The organism is Streptomyces sp. NPDC006314 (genome assembly GCF_040613075.1).
Lineage (GTDB): Bacteria > Actinomycetota > Actinomycetes > Streptomycetales > Streptomycetaceae > Streptomyces.
Genome location: NZ_JBEXRL010000001.1, coordinates 1 through 19,703 on the forward strand (window position 1 = coordinate 1; position 19,703 = coordinate 19,703).

14 protein-coding genes and 1 pseudogene are annotated in these 19,703 nt (G+C 68.3%); 4 read left to right on the forward strand and 11 right to left on the reverse strand.

Features of this window, described 5'->3' with window-relative positions; translation table 11 throughout:
- Nucleotides 1-63 precede the first annotated feature (63 nt).
- Nucleotides 64-2,646, reverse strand: a pseudogene (locus ABZ079_RS00005) (RHS repeat-associated core domain-containing protein); the annotation flags it as partial.
- 67 nt (nucleotides 2,647-2,713) lie between these two features.
- On the opposite strand from ABZ079_RS00005, the gene ABZ079_RS00010 reads away from it, so the two are divergent.
- The 3 genes from ABZ079_RS00010 (at nucleotide 2,714) to ABZ079_RS00020 (ending at nucleotide 7,046) form a co-directional block, all read left to right on the forward strand.
- Complete coding sequence (locus tag ABZ079_RS00010) at nucleotides 2,714-4,234, forward strand: hypothetical protein (protein WP_356937067.1); 1,521 nt, start codon at nucleotides 2,714-2,716, stop codon at nucleotides 4,232-4,234.
- Nucleotides 4,235-5,883: 1,649 nt separating this feature from the next.
- Nucleotides 5,884-6,363, forward strand: coding sequence for a hypothetical protein (locus ABZ079_RS00015; protein WP_356937068.1), 480 nt, complete (start codon nucleotides 5,884-5,886; stop codon nucleotides 6,361-6,363).
- A complete protein-coding gene (locus ABZ079_RS00020; protein WP_356937069.1) occupies nucleotides 6,360-7,046 on the forward strand; it encodes a hypothetical protein in 687 nt (228 codons plus the stop codon). The genes ABZ079_RS00015 and ABZ079_RS00020 overlap by 4 nt, the downstream gene beginning before the upstream one ends.
- Before the next feature lie 35 nt (nucleotides 7,047-7,081).
- Here ABZ079_RS00020 and ABZ079_RS00025 read toward each other — a convergent pair whose 3' ends face one another.
- Nucleotides 7,082-7,207: a hypothetical protein gene (locus ABZ079_RS00025; protein ID WP_356937070.1), complete on the reverse strand. Its 126-nt coding sequence runs from the start codon at nucleotides 7,205-7,207 to the stop codon at nucleotides 7,082-7,084.
- Between the two features lie 445 nt (nucleotides 7,208-7,652).
- On the opposite strand from ABZ079_RS00025, the gene ABZ079_RS00030 reads away from it, so the two are divergent.
- The gene (locus ABZ079_RS00030) at nucleotides 7,653-8,177 is read left to right on the forward strand and encodes a hypothetical protein (protein ID WP_356937071.1); all 525 of its coding nucleotides are present in this window, start codon (nucleotides 7,653-7,655) and stop codon (nucleotides 8,175-8,177) included.
- 197 nt (nucleotides 8,178-8,374) lie between these two features.
- On the opposite strand, the gene ABZ079_RS00035 is transcribed toward ABZ079_RS00030, so the two are convergent.
- The 9 genes from ABZ079_RS00035 to ABZ079_RS00075 form a co-directional block, all read right to left on the reverse strand.
- Nucleotides 8,375-10,336 carry a TIGR03960 family B12-binding radical SAM protein gene (locus ABZ079_RS00035; protein WP_356937072.1) on the reverse strand — a complete coding sequence of 654 codons (1,962 nt, stop codon included), beginning with the start codon at nucleotides 10,334-10,336 and terminating at the stop codon, nucleotides 8,375-8,377.
- Between the two features lie 70 nt (nucleotides 10,337-10,406).
- The gene (locus tag ABZ079_RS00040; protein WP_356937073.1) at nucleotides 10,407-11,915 is read right to left on the reverse strand and encodes a CYTH and CHAD domain-containing protein; all 1,509 of its coding nucleotides are present in this window, start codon (nucleotides 11,913-11,915) and stop codon (nucleotides 10,407-10,409) included.
- A gap of 165 nt (nucleotides 11,916-12,080) precedes the next feature.
- Nucleotides 12,081-13,277 (reverse strand): rod shape-determining protein RodA, encoded by a 1,197-nt coding sequence (rodA, locus tag ABZ079_RS00045; protein WP_356937074.1) that lies wholly within the window; start codon nucleotides 13,275-13,277, stop codon nucleotides 12,081-12,083.
- On the reverse strand, nucleotides 13,274-15,526 hold the full coding sequence (gene mrdA / locus ABZ079_RS00050; protein ID WP_356937075.1) for a penicillin-binding protein 2: 2,253 nt from the start codon (nucleotides 15,524-15,526) through the stop codon (nucleotides 13,274-13,276). The genes rodA and mrdA overlap by 4 nt, the downstream gene beginning before the upstream one ends.
- A gap of 116 nt (nucleotides 15,527-15,642) precedes the next feature.
- Nucleotides 15,643-16,320, reverse strand: a complete 678-nt coding sequence (gene mreD / locus ABZ079_RS00055; protein ID WP_356937076.1) for a rod shape-determining protein MreD — start codon at nucleotides 16,318-16,320, stop codon at nucleotides 15,643-15,645.
- 14 nt (nucleotides 16,321-16,334) lie between these two features.
- The gene (gene mreC / locus ABZ079_RS00060) at nucleotides 16,335-17,273 is read right to left on the reverse strand and encodes a rod shape-determining protein MreC (protein WP_356937077.1); all 939 of its coding nucleotides are present in this window, start codon (nucleotides 17,271-17,273) and stop codon (nucleotides 16,335-16,337) included.
- Between the two features lie 165 nt (nucleotides 17,274-17,438).
- Nucleotides 17,439-18,458 carry a rod shape-determining protein gene (locus tag ABZ079_RS00065; RefSeq protein ID WP_014672705.1) on the reverse strand — a complete coding sequence of 340 codons (1,020 nt, stop codon included), beginning with the start codon at nucleotides 18,456-18,458 and terminating at the stop codon, nucleotides 17,439-17,441.
- A gap of 306 nt (nucleotides 18,459-18,764) precedes the next feature.
- Nucleotides 18,765-19,178 (reverse strand): nucleoside-diphosphate kinase, encoded by a 414-nt coding sequence (gene ndk, locus ABZ079_RS00070; RefSeq protein WP_356937078.1) that lies wholly within the window; start codon nucleotides 19,176-19,178, stop codon nucleotides 18,765-18,767.
- A gap of 166 nt (nucleotides 19,179-19,344) precedes the next feature.
- Nucleotides 19,345-19,701 (reverse strand): DUF4233 domain-containing protein, encoded by a 357-nt coding sequence (locus tag ABZ079_RS00075; protein WP_356937079.1) that lies wholly within the window; start codon nucleotides 19,699-19,701, stop codon nucleotides 19,345-19,347.
- Nucleotides 19,702-19,703: the final 2 nt, after the last annotated feature.

Below are 19,703 nucleotides of genomic sequence, written 5' to 3' on the forward strand. Positions count from 1 at the left end.
AGATCTGGAGACAACGGGCGAAGGCTTGAAAGACACAACATCAGGCTCCCACCAGCTAGCCCGTCATACCCACTGAACTAACGAAAAGATCAGTAGTGTTCCGTTCCCATGTTGTGTGGGGCGGGAGATGTAGTCGTAGTCGTGGGGCTCGCCACGCCCGTACATGATGCTGTGGCGATCGATGAACGCGTCCATCTCGGTCTGGCTCATGGTGCCGACGTGGGCCTGCTGCATGGCGGCCAGGTCCGACTCGCTCACGCGGAACGGCATGATCTCCACGTCCGCACTGCGCCGGTTGCGCACCAGTTCCGCGTAGCGTTCCGCCTCTTCCCGTGAACCCCACGAATAGACGCCCGGACCCAGGTGGGCCCGGTGCTCGTCGGTGGGCCACGGGGTTCCGTCCGCCCGGAGCCGGGCCGCGTTCTCGCGGTCCTGGACCGTGTAGAACTCCCTCTCCCCGCAATCGGGCGCGAGGCCGAGGGGATCCGTCCAGTGCTGCGGGTTGGGCACGTAGGTCTGAGGGTTCGGTGCCGGCGCGAGGCCCAGGGGATCGGGGGTCAGGTAGCGGGCGGTCTCCGGGTCGTAGTGGCGGAAGTAGTTGTCGTGGAGGCCGGTCTCCGGGTCGCTGTACTGGCCGGGGAAGCGCAGCGGGGTGTAGGCGCTGGCGTCGGTGTTCCAGGTGGTGGTGCCCCACAGCGTGGTGCGGGTGCGCCAGGCGATGTCGCCGTCTTCGTCGACGAGTTCGCGGGGTGAGCCGACGAGGTCGGTGACGATGGCGAAGAAGCGGGAGTCGATCTCCTGCTGCGGGGCGTGGGCCGCGGTGATGCGCTCGCTCTGGGCGATGGGCTTCAGGCCCTGGTGGTCCCAGGTGAGGGTGACCGGGTGGGGCAGGCCGGCGGCCCGCGTCGTCTGCTCGCACAGCGTCGTGCCGTCCCAGGTGAAGTCGACGCGTTCGACGACCGTGTGGCCGTCCGCGCCGAGGCGGAGCTTCGCGGTACGGTGGCCCAGCGGGTCGTAGGTGTAGCGCCAGCGGGTGCCGTCCGGGGTGGTGACCCGGACGAGCCGGTCCTCCGCGTCCCACTCGTAGCGCCAGGTCTCCGGCTTGCGCGACAGCCGGGTCTTCTGGCGCAGGATGATCCGGCCCAGGGCGTCGTGCTCGTAGCGGACGTTCCCGGCGCGGGTGATACGGGTGCCGGTGTAGGCGCGGTCGCCGGTGGCCTCCTGAACGGGGTGCGGGGCGGGCCAGGCGGCCTGCGCCTGGTTGCCGGCGGCGTCGTAGGCGTAGGCCTCGGTCCAGTCCTTGGCGTGGACGGCGGTGACGCGGCCGACCGCGTCGAGGTCGAAGTGGCGCCGGCCGTTCAACTGGTCGTCGAGGACGGCGGTGAGAAGACCGTCGCCGCGATAGGTGTAGCCACGGCGCTGGAGGGTGCGGCCGTCCGGGTCGACGGCCGCCTGGGTGGTGAGTCGGCCCCGCGCGTCGTAGGTGCTGTGCAGGGTGAGGAAGCCGCCGACGTGCCGGGTGAGTTCGCGGCCCGCCGCGTCGTACGCGATCTCGACGGGGCGACCCGAGGCGACCAGGCCGGTGCGGCGGCCCGCCGCGTCGTACGACCAGGTGGTCGTCGCGCCGGTGGGGGTCGTCCGCCCGTTCCGGCGCCCCAGTTCGTCGTATGCGTAGGTGAGTTCGCGGCCGTCCACGGTCTCCGAGCGGACGAGGCCGTACTGGTCGCGGGCGACGGCCAGCCGGGTGCCGTCGGGGCTGACGGCCTCGGCGAGCCGGCCGTTGCCGTCGTAGACGTAGGTGGTGACCTGGCCGTCGGCGTCCTTGCGGAGGATCTGGCCCAGCGCGTTGCGCTCGAAGGTGGTGGTCTCACCCAGGGCGTTCGTGCGGACGACCAGGCGGCCCGCGGTGTCGTGCCGGTAGCTGAGTGCGCGGTCGTCGAAGTCGGTCTCGGCGACCAGGCGGCCCGCTGGGTCACGGGTGTAACGCCAGGTCAGGCCCTGAGGGTTGGTGACCTCGGTGAGGCGCAGCTCGGTGTCGTGCGTGAACTCGTAGCGCACGCCGTCGGAAGTCGTGCGGGCGGCGAGCAGATCGAAGTGGGTGTACTCGAAGCGGGTCTCGCCGCCGGACGGATCGATGTGGGCGGTGCAGTTGCCCTCGCCGTCGTAGGTCCAGGACTCGCTGGTGCCGTCGGGCAGGGTGCGCCGGGCCAGATGGTTCTCGGGCGTCCACTCCAGGTGGGTGGTGGCGCCCGTGGGATCCGTGCGGGTGACGGGGCGGCCGAGGGCGTCGTGGGTCTGGCGGGTGACCGCGCCGAGGGGGTCCGTGATCTCCTGTGGCAGGCCGGCCCGGTTGCAGCGGATGGTGGTGACGTTGCCGAGCGGGTCGGTGACCGCGGTGGGGCGGCCCGCCTGGTCGTGGGCGAAGCGGGTGGTGTGGCCCGTGGGGGTGGTCAGGGATGTGCGGTTGCCGCGGTCGTCGTAGGTGTACCGGGTGACGTTGCCGTCGGGAGTGCGGACGCTGAGGGGCTGCGAGGACTCGCCGTACTCCGCGGTGGTCTCGGTGCCGTCGGGGCGTACCACCGCGACGAGGCGCCCCGCGTCGTCGTAGGAAACACGGACGGCAACTGACCGTCGGCTTCGGCTAGCCGCGAGGCTGTGGGCAACAGGCGTAACACCTCGTGCGTTCCTCGGATCGCTGCTTCAGCCTGGCACCATGACCAACACGAAGCTGGTCGTGGTTCATCCGCCTGATGAGCAAGGGGCACGGCAGGTCACAGTCGGCATGGCACGGAGAGCGGTGCGGTCGCGAGAAGAGCTGGCCAGGTTCCTGCGCGACAACGAGTTCTCGGACGAAATCGACGATCCGAACCTCATCGAGTGGCGCGGTGGGGGAAGCCGAACATGGGGAAACTCCGGCACGGGCCCGAGCGATAATTCCTCCTGGAGAAGGAATGCGACTGCCATCATGATGGCAGTCGGCCTCCTCACGACCGCTGCACTCTTCGCGATCATTGGCGGAAAAGACGCAAGTCAAGCGTTGACCTATCTCGGCCGCCTCACCGGCGCTTCCCTCTTCATCATCTCTTTTGTCGCGCTGGCCGCTGCATTCACGGTTGCCGTTGAATATCGACTGAGGCGCCGGTTGAAGTTTTCCGCCGCGATAATCCTGTTCGGGGTGCTGACCGTACTCGCCGCAAACCTGATACTTCTGGTAATTCAGGGCGTGGGCCGAGAATACACCCATTGGCTTCTATGTTGGCTCAGCCTCGCCTTCTGGTCGGGATGGGCCCTTTGGGAGCTACTGCACCGCCAGCGAGTATGGAAGGAGATACCGCAACGAAAAAAGTTCGCAGCCGCACTTTCCGTAGGCACACTCGCAGCCGCGGCAAACTTTACTTACACACAGATGTACAAGCCATATGCGACCCCCGTCATGATGACGACCAGCGTTAAATTCGGTGCACCACACGTCAACCCAGAGGACCCCGGCGCCACCATCCAACTCCCACTAATCATACAATTCAAGAATACCGGCGAAGTGTCAACTTACATTATGGGCGCAAGCTACAAGGTCGACGGCCTCACAGGAGGGCAGACCCGCAAAACTCCCCGAGAGATAGATAGCTGGCACCAAGATATCCAAAACGACAACCCAGAACTGAACGCTTATACAGACAGGACCACAGCACCACCTCGGACGATCACCTATGGAATGATCATGGAGCCGAGAGGGTATTGGCTGGACCCGGGCGATGACATTACCGAGGAAAGAATCATTGAGATACCCGCGCGTAAAGGCACCTTCAATGTAATCGAAGCCCACATCCGCGCCATCATGATAAGAAAGGACAGGATGGGGGTGATTGGCGAACCTGGCGACTGGAAAAAACTTTCATGGGAAAAGGGGAAGCGAGAGGCCCCATCCTGGGTAACTAAACAGGAAAAAGTACCCGCGAATTCCGAGTATGTCGAGTATCACATACCTCTGACATACAGCAATGAGATACTCAACCTGACCCGCCAGCCTCGATATCTGACACTATGGTGGATGCTAGGAAAGGGAAGTGATTATCACTTTTCATGGATTGACATAGTGGCACCGGACGGCGAAGAGATACGCGGGCAAAAAATCTCCGAACGCTTGGGATACAAAGACAAATACGGCCTGATAAACCTGGACAGCGGGGCTGTGCAGGTGTCATATGACCAACTCCTCGGGACCCGCCCCGCATAGACGTAGCGAAGGTTCACATACGCCAGAGGGAAAAGCTGGCCAAGCGGCCGCACTTTGCGTGTCTATGGCGGGCTATACCGCGACGGGTCCACATTCGCTACGGTGCTGGTCATGGCGAAGCGAACGAGGACGCGCACCGCAACTGAACGCACTCAGTACGAGACAGCAACGAGCCCCCTCCCTGATTGGGAAGGGGCTCAACGCGTCGTCCAACCGATCATGTGCCTGGAGGGGTCAGATCCACTCCACCTCGGAGACGATGTGAGGTGGCCCGCCAGCCTTCGGCAGCGGCGTGTAAGGCACCACCCGCGGGTCCGCGGGGCGACGATGAGAGGCGCCAACCGCAGCGAGCACCGCAGCCACCTCTTTCTCACTCGCCGCTGTCATCGCCTCAATCACCCGATCGAGTGCCTCGCTCACCTCAGTGCGTGTGACCACTCGAAGCCGGCGTCGGACCCGCGTTCTTGACCGTCAGAGGCAGCAACTTCTTGCCGGTCGGGCCGATCTGGATGTGGGTGTCCATCTGGGCAGACTCCAACAGCCTCATAACCGATCAGCGCTGTGCCGAGCTGGCAGGCCACGACATGGTGCTGCTGGACGCAGGCATCGCCGGGTGAGGGTCCACCCGGCACCACAACGGGGGCCATCTCGACGGAGAACGCCCCCGGATCCTGCACGGCGCACGGCGGCGTCCGACTGGAAGGCGATGGCCGGCGACCTGGCCAAGCTGGCCGCCGACGCTCGGGACGGCCTGGTCAAGAAATCCGAAGGAGCCCAGTGGAAGGGCGTCAACGCGGACGTCACGCGTGAGTTCGTACGCGGATCGCTGACCTCCAGACCGAAGCGGAGAGCATCGCCGCCGTGCTCGCCGACTCCCACACGGAGTTGACGACCTACCAGAAGCAAGCCAAAAGCCTCACCGACGCGGCACGCAAGGGCAATCCGGCCCATGATCCTCCGGACCCCGCGCTCCTCATCTCGGACGGACCGGGCGGCACCGTCCGGGTGATGGAGGCGATGTGCACTCCGGACGGCCCGAACCAGCGGGACCAAGGAGTACATCCAGTGGTACGCCGACACGCTCACCGGAATCGTGCAGCACGCCGCCGAGGTCGATGCTGCGGCGGTACGTGCGCTGCGCAAGAGCCATGGTAACGATCCGCACAACGCCGGGCACGCCAAGTACACCTCCCTCGATGAGGAACAACTGCCCCGTGCGGAGGAACTGGCCGCGCTGGGCAGGGACGCCGACGCGAAGCAGCGGGCCGAGCTGAAGCGCCTGTGGGAATCGCTGAGCCCCGAGGCGCGGGCCCGCCTCTGGCTCGCGAAGAAGGACGATCTGATGGCGGCCGGCGTACTGAGCCCCACCATGCCGCAGGTCGCGGCCGACGCCGGGGCGGGGCGGCACGCATCGGAGTCACCGGGATTCCAGGAGTGGGCCACCAAGCGGAAGATGGAGCTGCTCACGGAAGGCGCCGACTGGAAAGACATGACGGACGCGTCCCGGAACATGGCGCACTATCTGGGTAACAGCGGCGCCCCTATGGGCCTGCCCGTGGACAAGATGATGGCGGACGTCCCCGCGTTCAAGACGTACGTCGACGACACGGTGCGGCTCAACCAGGACGCCTGGCGCAAGCAGGCTCTCGATGTTCCGGAAGAACGGCGGCAAGCCGGTCGCCTTCCCGGTGGAGGTGAAGCGGGACAAGAACTTCTACTTCACCAAGGAACTCGACGAGAACTGGTTCTACGCAGTGGGTGGCGCCAACAGCAACGTGACCGGTGTGGTCACGGCGGTACCCGACGGCCACGGCAACCCGAAGATCGGCGTCGACTATCAGGCGAACGTCTGGGACCGGTACAACTGGGACGAAGGCAAGGGGGTCACCATCGGCCCGCTGGACATCCCGGACGGACAGATGGCGAAGCTGCACCGGACCGGACTCGCCCAAGAGTTCGACATGGCGGGCAGCAGTGGTGTCAAGCACTACGATCTCGGCTCTTCGCAGCCCAACGACGACCCGCTACCGGGTCCTGACGAAAGCAGGGACGGACGCATGGACCCCGGCCGGGAGCAGCAGCAGGGCCGCACGACCGGCAGGGAGACGGGCAGGGCGGCGGTCCGGTGAACGACTTCTCCCCCTACCGGACCCCCGAGGGCCCCGTCGGGGACGGCGGCAGCAGCCGTGGTCGCCGACGAGGGTGGCTCGTGGCCGCCCTGACCACCGCCGCGCTGACCGTGGCCGGCGCCGCTGTCGTCGCGGGATCGCTGCTCAGCGGCGGTGGTGACCGGGCGGCGGACAGAGGGTCGGACACACGGTGGGCCGAGGGGATCACGCCCGAGTGGATGAGCGAGCACATGGGTCTCGACGTCCCGGCCACGGCCCGGTCCGCCCAGGCCGCCTACAAGGTCACGTCCCGCTTCGACACCGGCCTCCTCACCTTCACCCTGACGAGGTCCGAGGCCGAGTCCTACCTCGAAAAGCACCCTCCGTCCGGCAAGTGGCTGACGCCGACGGCGGCACAGCCCGACACACCTGCGTCGGATTTCGCCCACCTCGGGCTGCCGGAACCTGAGACGTTCAAGGACGGCATGCGGTACGGCGACGTCTGCCCCGGCACCGACGACGAGCCCGCCGGCACTCCGGGCGCACTCGCCACCGATCCGTACGACACCTCGGACGACAACTGCACCAGCCTGTACGCGCATGAGTACGCCCCGAACCGCACCCGCATCTATCTCCGCGCCCACTTCGAACCAGGTATCAGCCCCCTCCCGACGACCTCTTCCGCATCGCCACCGTCACACTGAGCGCCCACGCCGGTCGCGGGGCTGATAGCGAGTTCTCAGGCACGCCCTTCCACCGCGTCGGACGGATGGCCGGACGCGGTACCGGTTCGTGTCACCGCCCACGCGATGCCGAGATCACCGCCGATGGAGCAGGTCACGCCGACGCCGACGAGCAGCGCCATGGTGGTGACCGACGCGGCGCTGGCGGACGAAGGCTAGAAGCGCCGACCGCGGCCGGCGCAGCCGCCACCTCCTCCTCGCTCACCCCCGCCAGCGCCTCAACCACCCGATCGGGTCCCTCGCTCACGTCAGTGCGTGTGACCGCAAGAAGCCGGCGCCGGGCCTGCGTTCTTGACCGTCAGAGGCAGCAACTTCTTGCCGGTCGGGCCGATCTGGATGTGGGTGTCCATCTGCGGGCACGTTATCCCCCACATCTGAGCCGAAGACGGGCCTTTGGAATCTCGCCGGCACGAGCGACGCCGCCACGGCATTCCGAGTGCGCTGGCGTAGCCGAGGCTCAAGACGCACGTACTGTCGGCCGAGTGTCGGCATCTTCGTCTCAAACCGCTGGGTTGAGGCTTCCAGCGATCTTGTTTTGATCCTCTCCCGGCGATCTAATAGCCAGCCATGGATTCCGGGATTGCGGCGGTGCTCGGCGCAGCAGTAGGTGCGGTAGGCGGACTGGGTGGCAGCTGGTTCACCCTGCTTGGCCAGCGTCAGCAACGGCGCTCAGAACGGGCGCGTTGGCGCGACGACATGCGACGCCAGGCGTATACGTCGCTACTGGACTGCTGCGAGCGGCTGTCGGCTGGCTGGTGGGTTGCCGCAGATGTCTTGCGCTCCCAACACGGCGACGAGGGCCTGCGGGAGGAACGGTTCCTTCGCACACACGAGTTATGGACCGAATTCAGTACCGCCGTAGCTGCGGTTTCCGTCGCGGGTCCTCAGCAAGTAGCCCAAGCGGCAGAGCCTCTGATCGACATCATGTTCGAGCTGGACTCGGCGGGGACCGATTGGCGCGACGCGGTGCGCGCCGGCCGACAACGCGGTCTGACAGCGTTCGCTGACAGGTTTGATACCGCCATGGAAGCGATTCAGGCTCCACGGGCCGCCTTTCGGCAGGCTGTACGTGAAGCGCTGGGCACTGACTGACGCCGCCTGCACGAGGCTGGCGGAGTCTCTGGGACAGGTCGGAGGCAGGTCCTCAGACCCACTCGACCTCGGAGACGATCTGCGAGGCGTCCCGAGGGCCCGGCAGTGGCGTTCGGGAAGGCGCAGACGGCGCTGGCCGGAAGCGACGCGAAGCACCGGCCGCAGACAACGCCGCAGCCACCTCCTCCTCGCTCACGTCAGTGCGTGTGACCGCTCGAAGCCGGCGCCGGGCCTGCGTTCTTGACCGTCAGAGGCAGCAACTTCTTGCCGGTCGGGCCGATCTGGATGTGGGTGTCCATCTGCGGGCAGACACCGCAGTCGAAGCACGGGGTCCAGCGGCAGTCCTCGACCTCGGTCTCGTCGAGGGCGTCCTGCCAGTCCTCCCAGAGCCAGTCCTTGTCCAGGCCGGAGTCCAGGTGGTCCCAGGGCAGGACCTCCTCGTAGGTGCGCTCCCGGGTCGTGTACCAGTCGACGTCGACGCCGAAGGGGACGAGCGCCTTGTCCGCGCAACTCATCCAGCGGTCGTAGGAGAAGTGCTCGCGCCAGCCGTCGAAGCGGCCGCCGTCGTCGTAGACCGCGCGGATGACCGCGCCGATGCGGCGGTCGCCGCGTGAGAGCAGGCCCTCGATGATGCCGGGCTTGCCGTCGTGATAGCGGAAGCCGATGGAACGGCCGTACTTCTTGTCGCCGCGGATCTTGTCGCGGAGCTTCTCCAGGCGGGCGTCCGTCTCCTCGGCGGAGAGCTGGGGCGCCCACTGGAAGGGCGTGTGGGGCTTCGGGACGAAGCCGCCGATCGAGACCGTGCAGCGGATGTCGTTGGAGCCGGAGACCTCGCGGCCCTTCTGGATGACGCGGGTCGCCATGTCGGCGATCTGCAGCACGTCCTCGTCGGTCTCCGTCGGCAGGCCGCACATGAAGTACAGCTTCACCTGGCGCCAGCCGTTGCCGTAGGCGGTGGCGACGGTCCTGATCAGGTCCTCTTCCGAGACCATCTTGTTGATGACCTTGCGCATGCGCTCGGAGCCGCCCTCGGGGGCGAAGGTCAGACCGGACCGGCGGCCGTTCCTCGTCAGCTCGTTCGCCAGGTCCACGTTGAAGGCGTCGACGCGGGTGGACGGGAGCGAGAGGCCGATCTTGTCGTCCTCGTAGCGGTCCGCGAGGCCCTTGGCGATATCGCCGATCTCCGAGTGGTCCGCGGAGGACAGGGAGAGGAGGCCGACCTCCTCGAAGCCCGTGGCCTTCAGTCCCTTGTCGACCATGTCGCCGATGCCGGTGATCGAGCGCTCGCGCACCGGGCGCGTGATCATGCCGGCCTGGCAGAATCGGCAGCCGCGGGTACAGCCGCGGAAGATCTCGACCGACATGCGCTCGTGGACAGTCTCCGCGAGCGGGACCAGGGGCTGCTTGGGGTAGGGCCACTCGTCCAGGTCCATCACCGTGTGCTTGGACACGCGCCACGGGACGCCGGAGCGGTTGGGGACCACGCGGGCGATCCGGCCGTCCGCCAGGTACTCGACGTCGTAGAACGCCGGGATGTACACCCCGCCCGTCTTCGCCAGGCGGAAGAGGACCTCCTCGCGGCCGCCGGGCTGGCCCTCGGCCTTCCATTCGCGGATGATCCGGGTCATGTCGAGCACGGCCTGCTCGCCGTCGCCGATGATCGCCGCGTCGATGAAGTCGGCGATCGGCTCGGGGTTGAAGGCCGCGTGGCCGCCGGCCAGGACGATCGGGTCGTCGATCGTGCGGTCCCTGGACTCCAGGGGGATCCCGGCCAGGTCCAGGGCGGTGAGCATGTTCGTGTAGCCCAGCTCCGTGGAGAAGCTGAGGCCGAACACGTCGAATGCCTTGACCGGGCGGTGGCTGTCGACCGTGAACTGCGGGACGCCGTGCTCTCGCATCAGCGCCTCCAGGTCCGGCCACACGCTGTAGGTGCGCTCGGCGAGGACGCCCTCCTGCTCGTTGAGGACCTCGTAGAGGATCATGACGCCCTGGTTGGGCAGACCCACCTCGTAGGCGTCCGGGTACATGAGCGCCCAGCGGACGTCGCACTCGTCCCAGTCCTTGACGGTGGAGTTGAGCTCACCGCCGACGTACTGGATCGGCTTCTGCACGTGGGGGAGCAGAGCTTCGAGCTGCGGGAAAACCGACTCGACAGGCATCTCGCGAACCTTCATGAGCTGACAGGGGTGACCATCAAGCGTAACCCGGACGGCGGGCTCCCCCGTACGCTCAGCCGGACGCCCCGGGGCCGATCTCCTTCCACAGGCCGGGCAGGTCCCTCTCCGTCGCCGCCGCGCGGGCCTCCTCCCGGCCGTACAGGAGCCCGTAGGTGAACGCGCTCTCCCCCGCCGCATGTGCCACCGCGGACAGCTCGCGCAGGGCGCGGCGGGCCATGACGCTGTCCTGGTGGTCGCCGAGGAGGGTGGTCAGGGACTTCATGGATCCGGTCAGGGAGCGGGCGGGGCCGCCGAGGGCCGGGGTGGCCGCCTCGGCCGCGTAGCGGGTGCACTTGGCCTTCTTGCGGGCCTCGTGCAGGGCGAGGTCGCGTCCCTCGCCGGGCGGCAGGTCCAGTGCCTGCTCCACCAGGGCCGAGAGTGCGGCCAGGTCCTTGCGTACGGCCTTGTCGAGCGCCTTCTCCGGCTTCTTACCGGCCGCCTTGAGCAAGGGCGGGTCGGCGAGGAGCGTGTCCAAGGTGTCCAGCAGGGTCAGATAGCGTCGGGAGTCCAGGACGCCGGTCAGGTGGCCGTGGGCGCCGCCGCGGCGGGCGTCCGCCCAGGACGCGAGCCGTTCGGGGACGGGGCCGGTGACCAGGTCCGGCGGGAGGGCGCGGAGAGCGGTCGTCAGGCGTTCGGCCAGCACCTCCTGGTCGCGGTCGACGCCCAGTTCGCCCGCGAGCCACTTCAGCTCGGCGCCGACGGGGTCGGTGACGGTGCGGTCGAGGACGGTGCGGAAGGTGCGCAGGGTGCTGCGGGCGCGCCGGGTGGCGACCCGCATGCGGTGCACGGCGTCGGGTACGTCGCGGCGGACGGCGGGGTCGAGTTCGACCAGCGTGTCCCGCTGGGCATGGAGGTAGGCGAGGACATGGTCGCCGGCGGTCACCGGCGGGGCGGGCCTCTTCTTCCCGCGGCGGCCGTGGCGGCCGTCGGCGGTCTGCTCCAGGGCGCGGGCCAGCTTCGACGGCGATGTGGAGGGGCGTACGCCCGCCCCGCGCAGCCGTGTCTCCACCTGGTCGAGGAAGGCGGGGTCGCCGCCGTCGGCGAGTTCCACCTCGATCTCGGTCCACTGGGCGGCTCCGCCCTTTCCGGTGAGCCGCTCGGCGGTCACGGCGTCGACGCTCGCCTCCGCCAGCAGGGTGCCGTCGGCGTCGACCAGGTGGCGGACATCGCGGGCGGAGCGCAGCCGCACCAGGGGGATCAGCTCGTCGTCCCGGACGCGGGAGCGGACGAGGGCCGCGATCTCCTCGGGGACGGTGTCGGAGAGCGGGGCCCGGATCTCGTCGCGGACTCCGGGGGCGACCGGGAACTTCAGGTGCCAGCCGGCGTCGGCGCCTCCGGTGCGGCGGCGCAGGGTGAGGGCGGCGGCTGCCAGGCGCTCGTCGGCGGTGTCGTAGTAGGTGGCGTCGAGTTCCACCAGGCCCTTGTCGAGGACGGCCGCCACCCCGCCGACGCCGGACAGGTCGGGCAGCCCGCTGTCGTCGGATTCGTACTTGCGCTCGATCTCCCGTTTCTCATGCGCCATGCACCGAATCTAGTGTCGGGGGCGCCGATATGGCAGAGGGCACCGTCATCCGCCCGTCCGGCGTTCGAGGTCGGGGCCGCTCGCCGATGCGGGGGCCGGGCGTCCGCCTCCGTGGACGGGCACCCACGGCCACTCGCGGTGGACGACGGCCGACCCGCCGGAGGCCTACGCCGACATCGGGCGCTGCACCTTGATCGACTGCAGTAGCCCGACCGCCATCCACACCGCGAACATCGACGAGCCTCCGTAGGACACGAACGGCAGGGGGAGGCCGGTGACCGGCATGATGCCGAGGGTCATGCCGATGTTCTCGAAGGACTGGAAGGCGAACCAGGCGACGATTCCGGCGGCGACGATCGTCCCGTACAGCTCGGTCGAGTCACGCGCTATCCGGCAGGCGCGCCACAGGACGACCCCGAGCAGGAAGATGATCAGGCCCGCGCCGACGAAGCCCAGCTCCTCCCCCGCGACCGTGAAGACGAAGTCCGTCTGCTGCTCGGGCACGAACTGGCCGGTGGTCTGCGAGCCGTGGAAGAGCCCGGCTCCGGTCAGCCCGCCGGAGCCGATGGCGATGCGGGCCTGGTTGGTGTTGTAGCCGACGCCGGCCGGGTCCAGGTCGGGGTTGGCGAAGGCCGCGAAGCGGTTGATCTGGTACTCGTCCAGGATGTGCAGCTGCCAGATGGCGACGCAGCCGATCACACCGGCGGTGAGCAGGCCGAAGACCCAGCGGTTGGAGGCGCCGGAGGCGAGCAGCACGCCCAGGACGATCGCCGTCATGGCCAGCACCGAGCCGAGGTCGGGCATGAGCAGCAGGATCAGAACCGGTACGGCGGCCAGGCACAGGGACTGGAACACGGTGCGGTGATCCGGGTACGGCTTGTCGCCCGCGTCCACCCGCGCGGCCAGCAGCATCGCCATGCCCAGGATGATCGTCACCTTGAGGAACTCGGCGGGCTGGAGCGAGAAGCCGCCGATGACGAGCCAGTTGCGCTGGCCGTTGATCGTCGCGCCGAGCGGGGTGAGGACCACCAGGGCGAGGAGCACCGACAGGCCGTACAGGATCGGTACGGCGTTGCGCAGCGCCCGGTGGCCGAGCCAGATGGTGCCGATCATGAGGGCGATCCCGATGCCGAGGTTCATCAGGTGCCGGACCAGGAAGAAGTACGGGTCGCCCTGGTTGATCTCGGTGCGGTTGCGGGTCGCCGAGTACACCAGCAGCGAGCCGAGCAGGGACAGGGCGGTGGCCGCGAGCAGTATCGGCCAGTCCAGCCGGCGGGTCAGCGAGTCGCGGGCGAAGAGCCTGGTCCAGCCGGCCCGCTCGGGGCCGTACCCGGAGACGGAGAAGCTGTTGGCGCTGGTCATGAGGGCATCCTCCGGCTTCCCCTCCTGCGAGGCCGCCTGCGGGTGTCGCGGTTGCCCGTGGTGGGCGAGGGCGTGGTGGCCGGCGGCTGCTGGTCGTCGCCGTTGGTGGTGTTGTCCTTCTGGGAGGCCTCGACGTCCTTCGCCGGGTCACCGGTGACCTTGGGGTTGACGATGGTGCCGTCCGTGCGGACCTTCGGCAGGCCCTTCTGCGGCTCGGGCAGCAGCGCCTTCTTGTTGTCGATGGAGCCGTCGCCCTGGACGCCGTAGAGCGCGCTGTAGATGTTGCGCACGGCCTCACCGGAGGCGCCGGAACCCGTACCGGCCTGGGCGATCGTCATGATCACCGTGTAGTCCTCGGAGTACGTGGCCAGCCAGGACGTGGTCTGCTTGCCGTAGACCTCGGCCGTACCGGTCTTGCCGTGCAGCTCGATCTTGTCCTGCGGCCAGCCCCCGAACTTCCAGGCGGCGGTACCGCGGGTGATGACGCCCGCGAAGGCGTCGTCCATGCCCTTGAGGGTGGCCTGGCCGACCGGCAGCTTCCCGCTCTTCTTCGGCTTGATCGGCGTGACGGTCTTGCCGTCGGCGCTGATGACCGCCTTGCCGATGGTCGGCTGGTACATCGTGCCGCCGTTGGCGACGGCGCCGTAGATCACGGCCTCCTGGATCGGGGTGACGAGGGTGTCGCCCTGGCCGATGGAGTAGTTGATCTCGTCACCCTCGCGCATCTTGTTGCCCTCGAGGCAGTTCTCGTACGCGATCTTCTCGACGTAGGAGCCGTCCTTCTTACCGGACTTGCACCAGGCGTCCTTGTTGGCCTTCCAGTACGCCTCCTTCCACTGGCGGTCGGGGACGCGGCCGGTGACCTCGTTGGGCAGGTCGATGCCGGTCTCCTTGCCGAGGCCGAACTGGTGGGCGGTCTTGAAGAACCAGTCCTTGGGCTGGCCCTTCTTGGGGTTGATGCCGCCGTCCCTCTTCCACTCCTTGTCGGCGAGGCCGTAGAAGACGGTGTCGCAGGAGACCTCCAGCGCCCGGCCGAGCGAGATCGGGCCGAAGCTCTCCCCCTCGAAGTTCTTGAAGACCTGGCCGCCGACCGAGTAGGAGCTGGTGCAGGGATAGCCGCCGTTCCACGGGTAGCCGGCCTGCACCGCGGCGGCCGTGGAGACCACCTTGAAGGTCGAACCGGGCGCGGCCTGACCCTGTATGGCCCTGTTGAGCAGCGGGTAGTCGGACTTTTTGCCGGTGAGGGCCTTGTAGTCCTTGGCGGAGATGCCGCCGATCCACACGTTCGGGTCGTACGTCGGCGCGGAGGCCATGGCGACGATCCGGCCGGTCTTGGCCTCCATCACCACGACCGCACCGGAGTCGGCCTTGTAGTTCTCTCCGGTGATCTTGTCGAACTGCTGGCGGGCGATCTTCATCGCCTTGTCCAGTTCGTACTCGGCGACCCGCTGCACCCGGGAGTCGATGCTGGTGACCAGGTTGGACCCGGGCTCGGCGGCGTCCGACTCGGCCTTGCCGATGACCCGGCCGAGGTTGTCCACCTCGTAGCGGGTCACGCCGGCCTTGCCGCGCAGCGCCTTGTCGTACTGGCGCTCCAGACCGGAGCGGCCGACCATGTCGGAGCGCAGGTAGGGCGAGTCGGTGTCCTTGGCCTTCTGGATCTCGAAGTCGGTGACCGGCGAGAGATAGCCGAGCACCTGCGCGGTGTTGGACTTGCCGGGACCCGGGTAGCGGCGCACGGCCTCGGGCTCGGCGGTGATGCCGGGGAAGTCCTCGGAGCGTTCGCGGATCTGCAGGGCCTGCTTGGGGGTTGCCTCGTCGGTGATGGGGATCGGCTGGTAGGGCGAGCCGTTCCAGCAGGGCTGGGGGGTCTTGGCGTCGCACAACCGGACCTTCTGCCTGACCTCTTCGGGCTGCATGCCGAGGACGCCGGCCAGCTTGGCGAGGACGGCCTTGCCGTCGTCCTTCTGCTTGAGCAGGTCGGTGCGGGAGGCGGAGACGACCAGGCGGGTCTCGTTGTCGGCGAGGGGCACGCCCCGGGCGTCCAGGATGTCGCCGCGCACCGCGGGGTCGACAACCTGCTGGACGTGGTTGCCGGACGCCTCCTTCTGGTACTCGGCGCCCTCCCGGATCTGCAGATACCACAGCCGGCCGCCGAGCGTGCCGAGGAGGGAGAGGACGAGGATCTGGATCACGACGAGCCGGATCTGGATGCGTGGAGTCCGACCGGTCTCGGGGATGTTGGTCACTGCGGCTGTCTCCCCCTCTCAGTGCACGGATGCGTCGGCGCGTACGAATGATGAACGGCCGGCCGGTGAGCGCGGGTTCCGCGACAGCTGCCCCGTTCGGGTGAACTCCCCGGCACTCACAGCCGCTTGACCCCCTTGATGCGGCCGGCCCGGGCGGAGCGGGTGCGGGCTTTGGCCTTCAGGGCGCCGAGGCCGCCGCGCTGGCTGCCGATGCGCAGGCCGGTGCCGGAGGAGAGCCAGCCGGAGGAGATGTCGCCGGCCTTGGCGGCGGGGCTGGTCTCGGTGAGCGGGTCGCTGTCGGAGCGGCGGGCCAGCCACATGATCCCGGGGACCACGAACGGGGCGAGCAGCAGGTCGTACAGGGCGGCCGAGATCAGCAGCCCGGTCAGGCCGACATGGCGGGCGGCGGTGTCGCCGACCAGGGCGCCCACACCGGCGTACAGCAGGGTGGAGCCGATGGCGGCGGCGACCACGACGGCCATCGGGCCGGTCGCCGACTTCAGGCGGCCGTTCTCCGGCTTGATGAGCCCGGCGAAGTAGCCGATGACGCACAGCACGAGCGCGTAGCGGCCGGCGGCGTGGTCGGCGGGCGGGGCCAGGTCGGCCAGCAGGCCCGCGCCGAAGCCGACGAGGGCGCCGCCCACATGGCCGTACACCATGGCGAGGCCGAGGACGGTGAGCAGCAGCAGGTCGGGCACGGCGCCGGGCAGGTGCAGGCGGGCGAGAACGCTCACCTGGATCACCAGGGCCACGACGACCAGCGCGCTCGAGAGCAGGATCCGGTTGGGGCGCATGGGGAAGTCAGCTCCTACTGCTGCTGGCCGTCGGCGGGTGCGTCCGCCGAGGGGGTGACCGTGACGGTCACCGTCGGCGTCGGGGTCGGCTTGGGCTTGGCCGGGAGCACGGTGTCCCGCGGGTCCTTCTTCGGGGCCTCGACGACCACGCCGACGATGTCCAGCTTGGTGAAGCTGACGTACGGGGTGACGTAGAGGGTGCGGGTGAGGCCGCCGCCGGAGGGGTCGACGCGGGAGACGACACCCACCGGGACGCCCGGCACGAACGGCTTGTCGGCCTGCGAGCCGAAGGTGATGAGCCGGTCGCCCTTCTCCACCTCCGCCTTGCCGTTGAGCAGTTCCACGCGCAGCGGGCGATCGCCCTGTCCGGAGGCGAAGCCGAGTTCGTCGCTGCCCTCCATGCGGGTGCCGACGGTGAAGTCGGGGTCGTTGGCGAGCAGCACGGTGGAGGTGCCGGGACCGACGGTGGTGACGCGGCCGACCAGCCCGTCGCCGTTCAGGACGGTCATGTCCCGCCTGATGCCGTCATTGGCCCCGGCGTCGATGGTGATGGTCCAGGAGAAGCCCTGCGCCGACCCGATGGCGATGACCTGGGCGCCCTTGATGCCGTACTGGCCCGCGCCGGCGATCTTCAGCATCTTGTCCAGCTGCCCCAGGCGGCTGCGGTTGCGGTCGTCGCTGCCGAGCTTCGCCTTGAGGGCCGCGTTCTCCTTCTCCAGCGCGGCGAGCCGGTCGTGCCGGCCGCCGGAGGCCCGGATCGCGGAGACGGCGTTGCCGACCGGGTCGACCGCCGAGGACAGTCCGTTCTCGACCGGGCCGAACACCGCGGCCGCGGCGTGCCGGGCGCCGTCCACCGGGGAGTTCCGGCCTCCGCGGATGTCCACCGTGATCAGCGCGAACGCGATGGCGATCAGCAGGACCAGGAGCAGCCGGCTCTCTTTCGTGTCCCTCACGTGCGGCGGCCGTGCCCTTCCTCAAGTAGGAATTCGGGAACCCCTGGAGAACGCGAATGGTGCGGCGCAAACCCAAGAGGCCCATTCGGGGGAGCTTATGGCTCTATATCAACGATCCGCCGCACGAGAGGAGATCGTCTCGTACGGCGGAATCGACGAGTCACGTCATCTGCGCGGCTGGGCGTCCAGGACCTGCTGCAGCGCCTCGAACTCCTCGACGCACTTGCCGGAGCCGAGCGCGACACTGTCCAGCGGGTCCTCGGCGATGTGGATCGGCATACCGGTCTCCCGCCGCAACCGCTCGTCGAGCCCGCGCAGCAGGGCTCCGCCACCGGTCAGAACGATTCCTCGGTCCATGATGTCGCCGGACAGCTCCGGCGGGCACTTGTCGAGGGTCGTCTTGACCGCGTCGACGATCGCGTTGACCGGCTCCTCGATCGCCTTGCGGACCTCGGCGGCCGAGATGACGACGGTCTTGGGCAGTCCGGAGACCAGGTCCCGGCCGCGGACTTCGGTGTGCTCGTCGGTGTCGAGGTCGTACGCCGAACCGATGGTGATCTTGATCTGCTCGGCCGTGCGCTCACCCAGCAGAAGGCTGTACTCCTTCTTGATGTACTGGATGATCGCGTTGTCCAGTTCGTCGCCGGCGACGCGGATGGACTGGGCGGTGACGATGCCGCCGAGCGAGATGACCGCGACCTCCGTGGTGCCGCCGCCGATGTCCACCACCATGTTGCCCGTGGCCTCGTGGACCGGCAGACCGGAGCCGATGGCCGCCGCCATGGGCTCCTCGATGATGTGCACCTGGCGGGCACCGGCCTGGGAGGACGCCTCGATGACCGCGCGGCGCTCGACGCCCGTGATGCCCGAGGGCACACAGACGACGACCCGCGGCCGGGCGAGATACCGTCGCTTGTGGATCTTCAGGATGAAGTAGCGGAGCATCCGCTCGGTGATCTCGAAGTCGGCGATCACGCCGTCCTTCAGCGGCCGCACGGCGACGATGTTGCCCGGTGTCCGGCCGATCATCTTCTTCGCTTCGGCACCGACCGCGAGAATGCCACCCGTGTTGGTGTTGATCGCGACGACGGACGGCTCGTTGAGTACGATCCCACGACCCCTGACGTACACCAGCGTGTTGGCGGTCCCGAGGTCGACAGCCATGTCACGGCCGATGAACGACATTGAGTTCCCCATCCGGATTCTTCTGGCCTTCCCGAGCATTTGAGGGCATGTCAGGTCGGCGAGGCGGGTGCTGTGACGTGAAGGCTTCCATCGTAAACGCGCCTGCACGAACACTGCGCGAGGGTCTCCGCCATTGTCACCAGATGGCGGGCCGCCCCGCTTGTGGAGACGGGCGTTCGGGGGCGCTCGTTCCCTCAATCGCCGGTACTCATGCCCGGAGAGCGGAGGTCCGGGAGCGAGTGTCCCGAACCTTCCGCCCCGAGTTCCCTCGGCGTGACGCGCGGCCCGGAAAGAAGATCTTCAGCGTTATGCGCGGCCCGGGAAGAAGATCTTCACCTCGCGCTCGGCGGATTCCTCGGAGTCGGAGGCGTGGATCAGGTTCTCGCGGACGATCACACCGAAGTCGCCGCGGATGGAGCCGGGGGCGGCGGCGATCGGGTCGGTCGGGCCGGCCAGCTGGCGCACGCCCTCGATGACCCGCTCGCCCGAGACGATCAGGGCGACGACCGGGCCGGAGGACATGAACTCGACCAGCGGCTCGTAGAAGGGCTTGCCGACGTGCTCGGCGTAGTGCTGCTCCAGCGTGGCGCGGTCCAGGGTGCGCAGCTCCAGCGCGGTGATCTGCCAGCCGGCCTTGCGCTCGATACGGCTGATGATCTCGCCGGTCAAGCCTCGACGGACAGCGTCGGGCTTGAGCAGGACGAGGGTGCGCTGGGTCACGACGTGCTCCTTCTCTGCGGGTGCGGTGGGATGAGGCTACAGGGCGTCGCCGTGGACCCGTCACGCAGTGTCAGCTTGGGCAGGTGGCCGTCCCTGGGGGCTGCCGCCCCCGGACGCCGGCTTCGGCCCGGACGGTCTCGTCCTCACACGCCGGACGGCCTCGTCCTCACACACCGGACGGGCTGTTCTCACCGCTCTGCGCCGCGAAGCGGGCCTTCGCCTCGTCCACCTTCCTGCCGAAGTGCACCGACGTCCACCACAGCGCCGCGAAGATCGCGCCCATGAAGTACATGGTCGGGACGAAGACGCCGGAGGCGATCAGCGCGATCTGCAGGGCCCAGCCGAGGGCCACCCCGCCGGGGCGGGTCACCATGCCGCACAGCAGCACGCACAGCAGCATGGCGATACCGCTGACCAGCCACACCGTGGAGGTCGACAGGTCCGGGTCCTTCATGGCGACGAGCCCGGCGAACCCGATGACGAAGAACTCGCCGATGAGCGTCGATGCACAGAGCGTTCGCACAG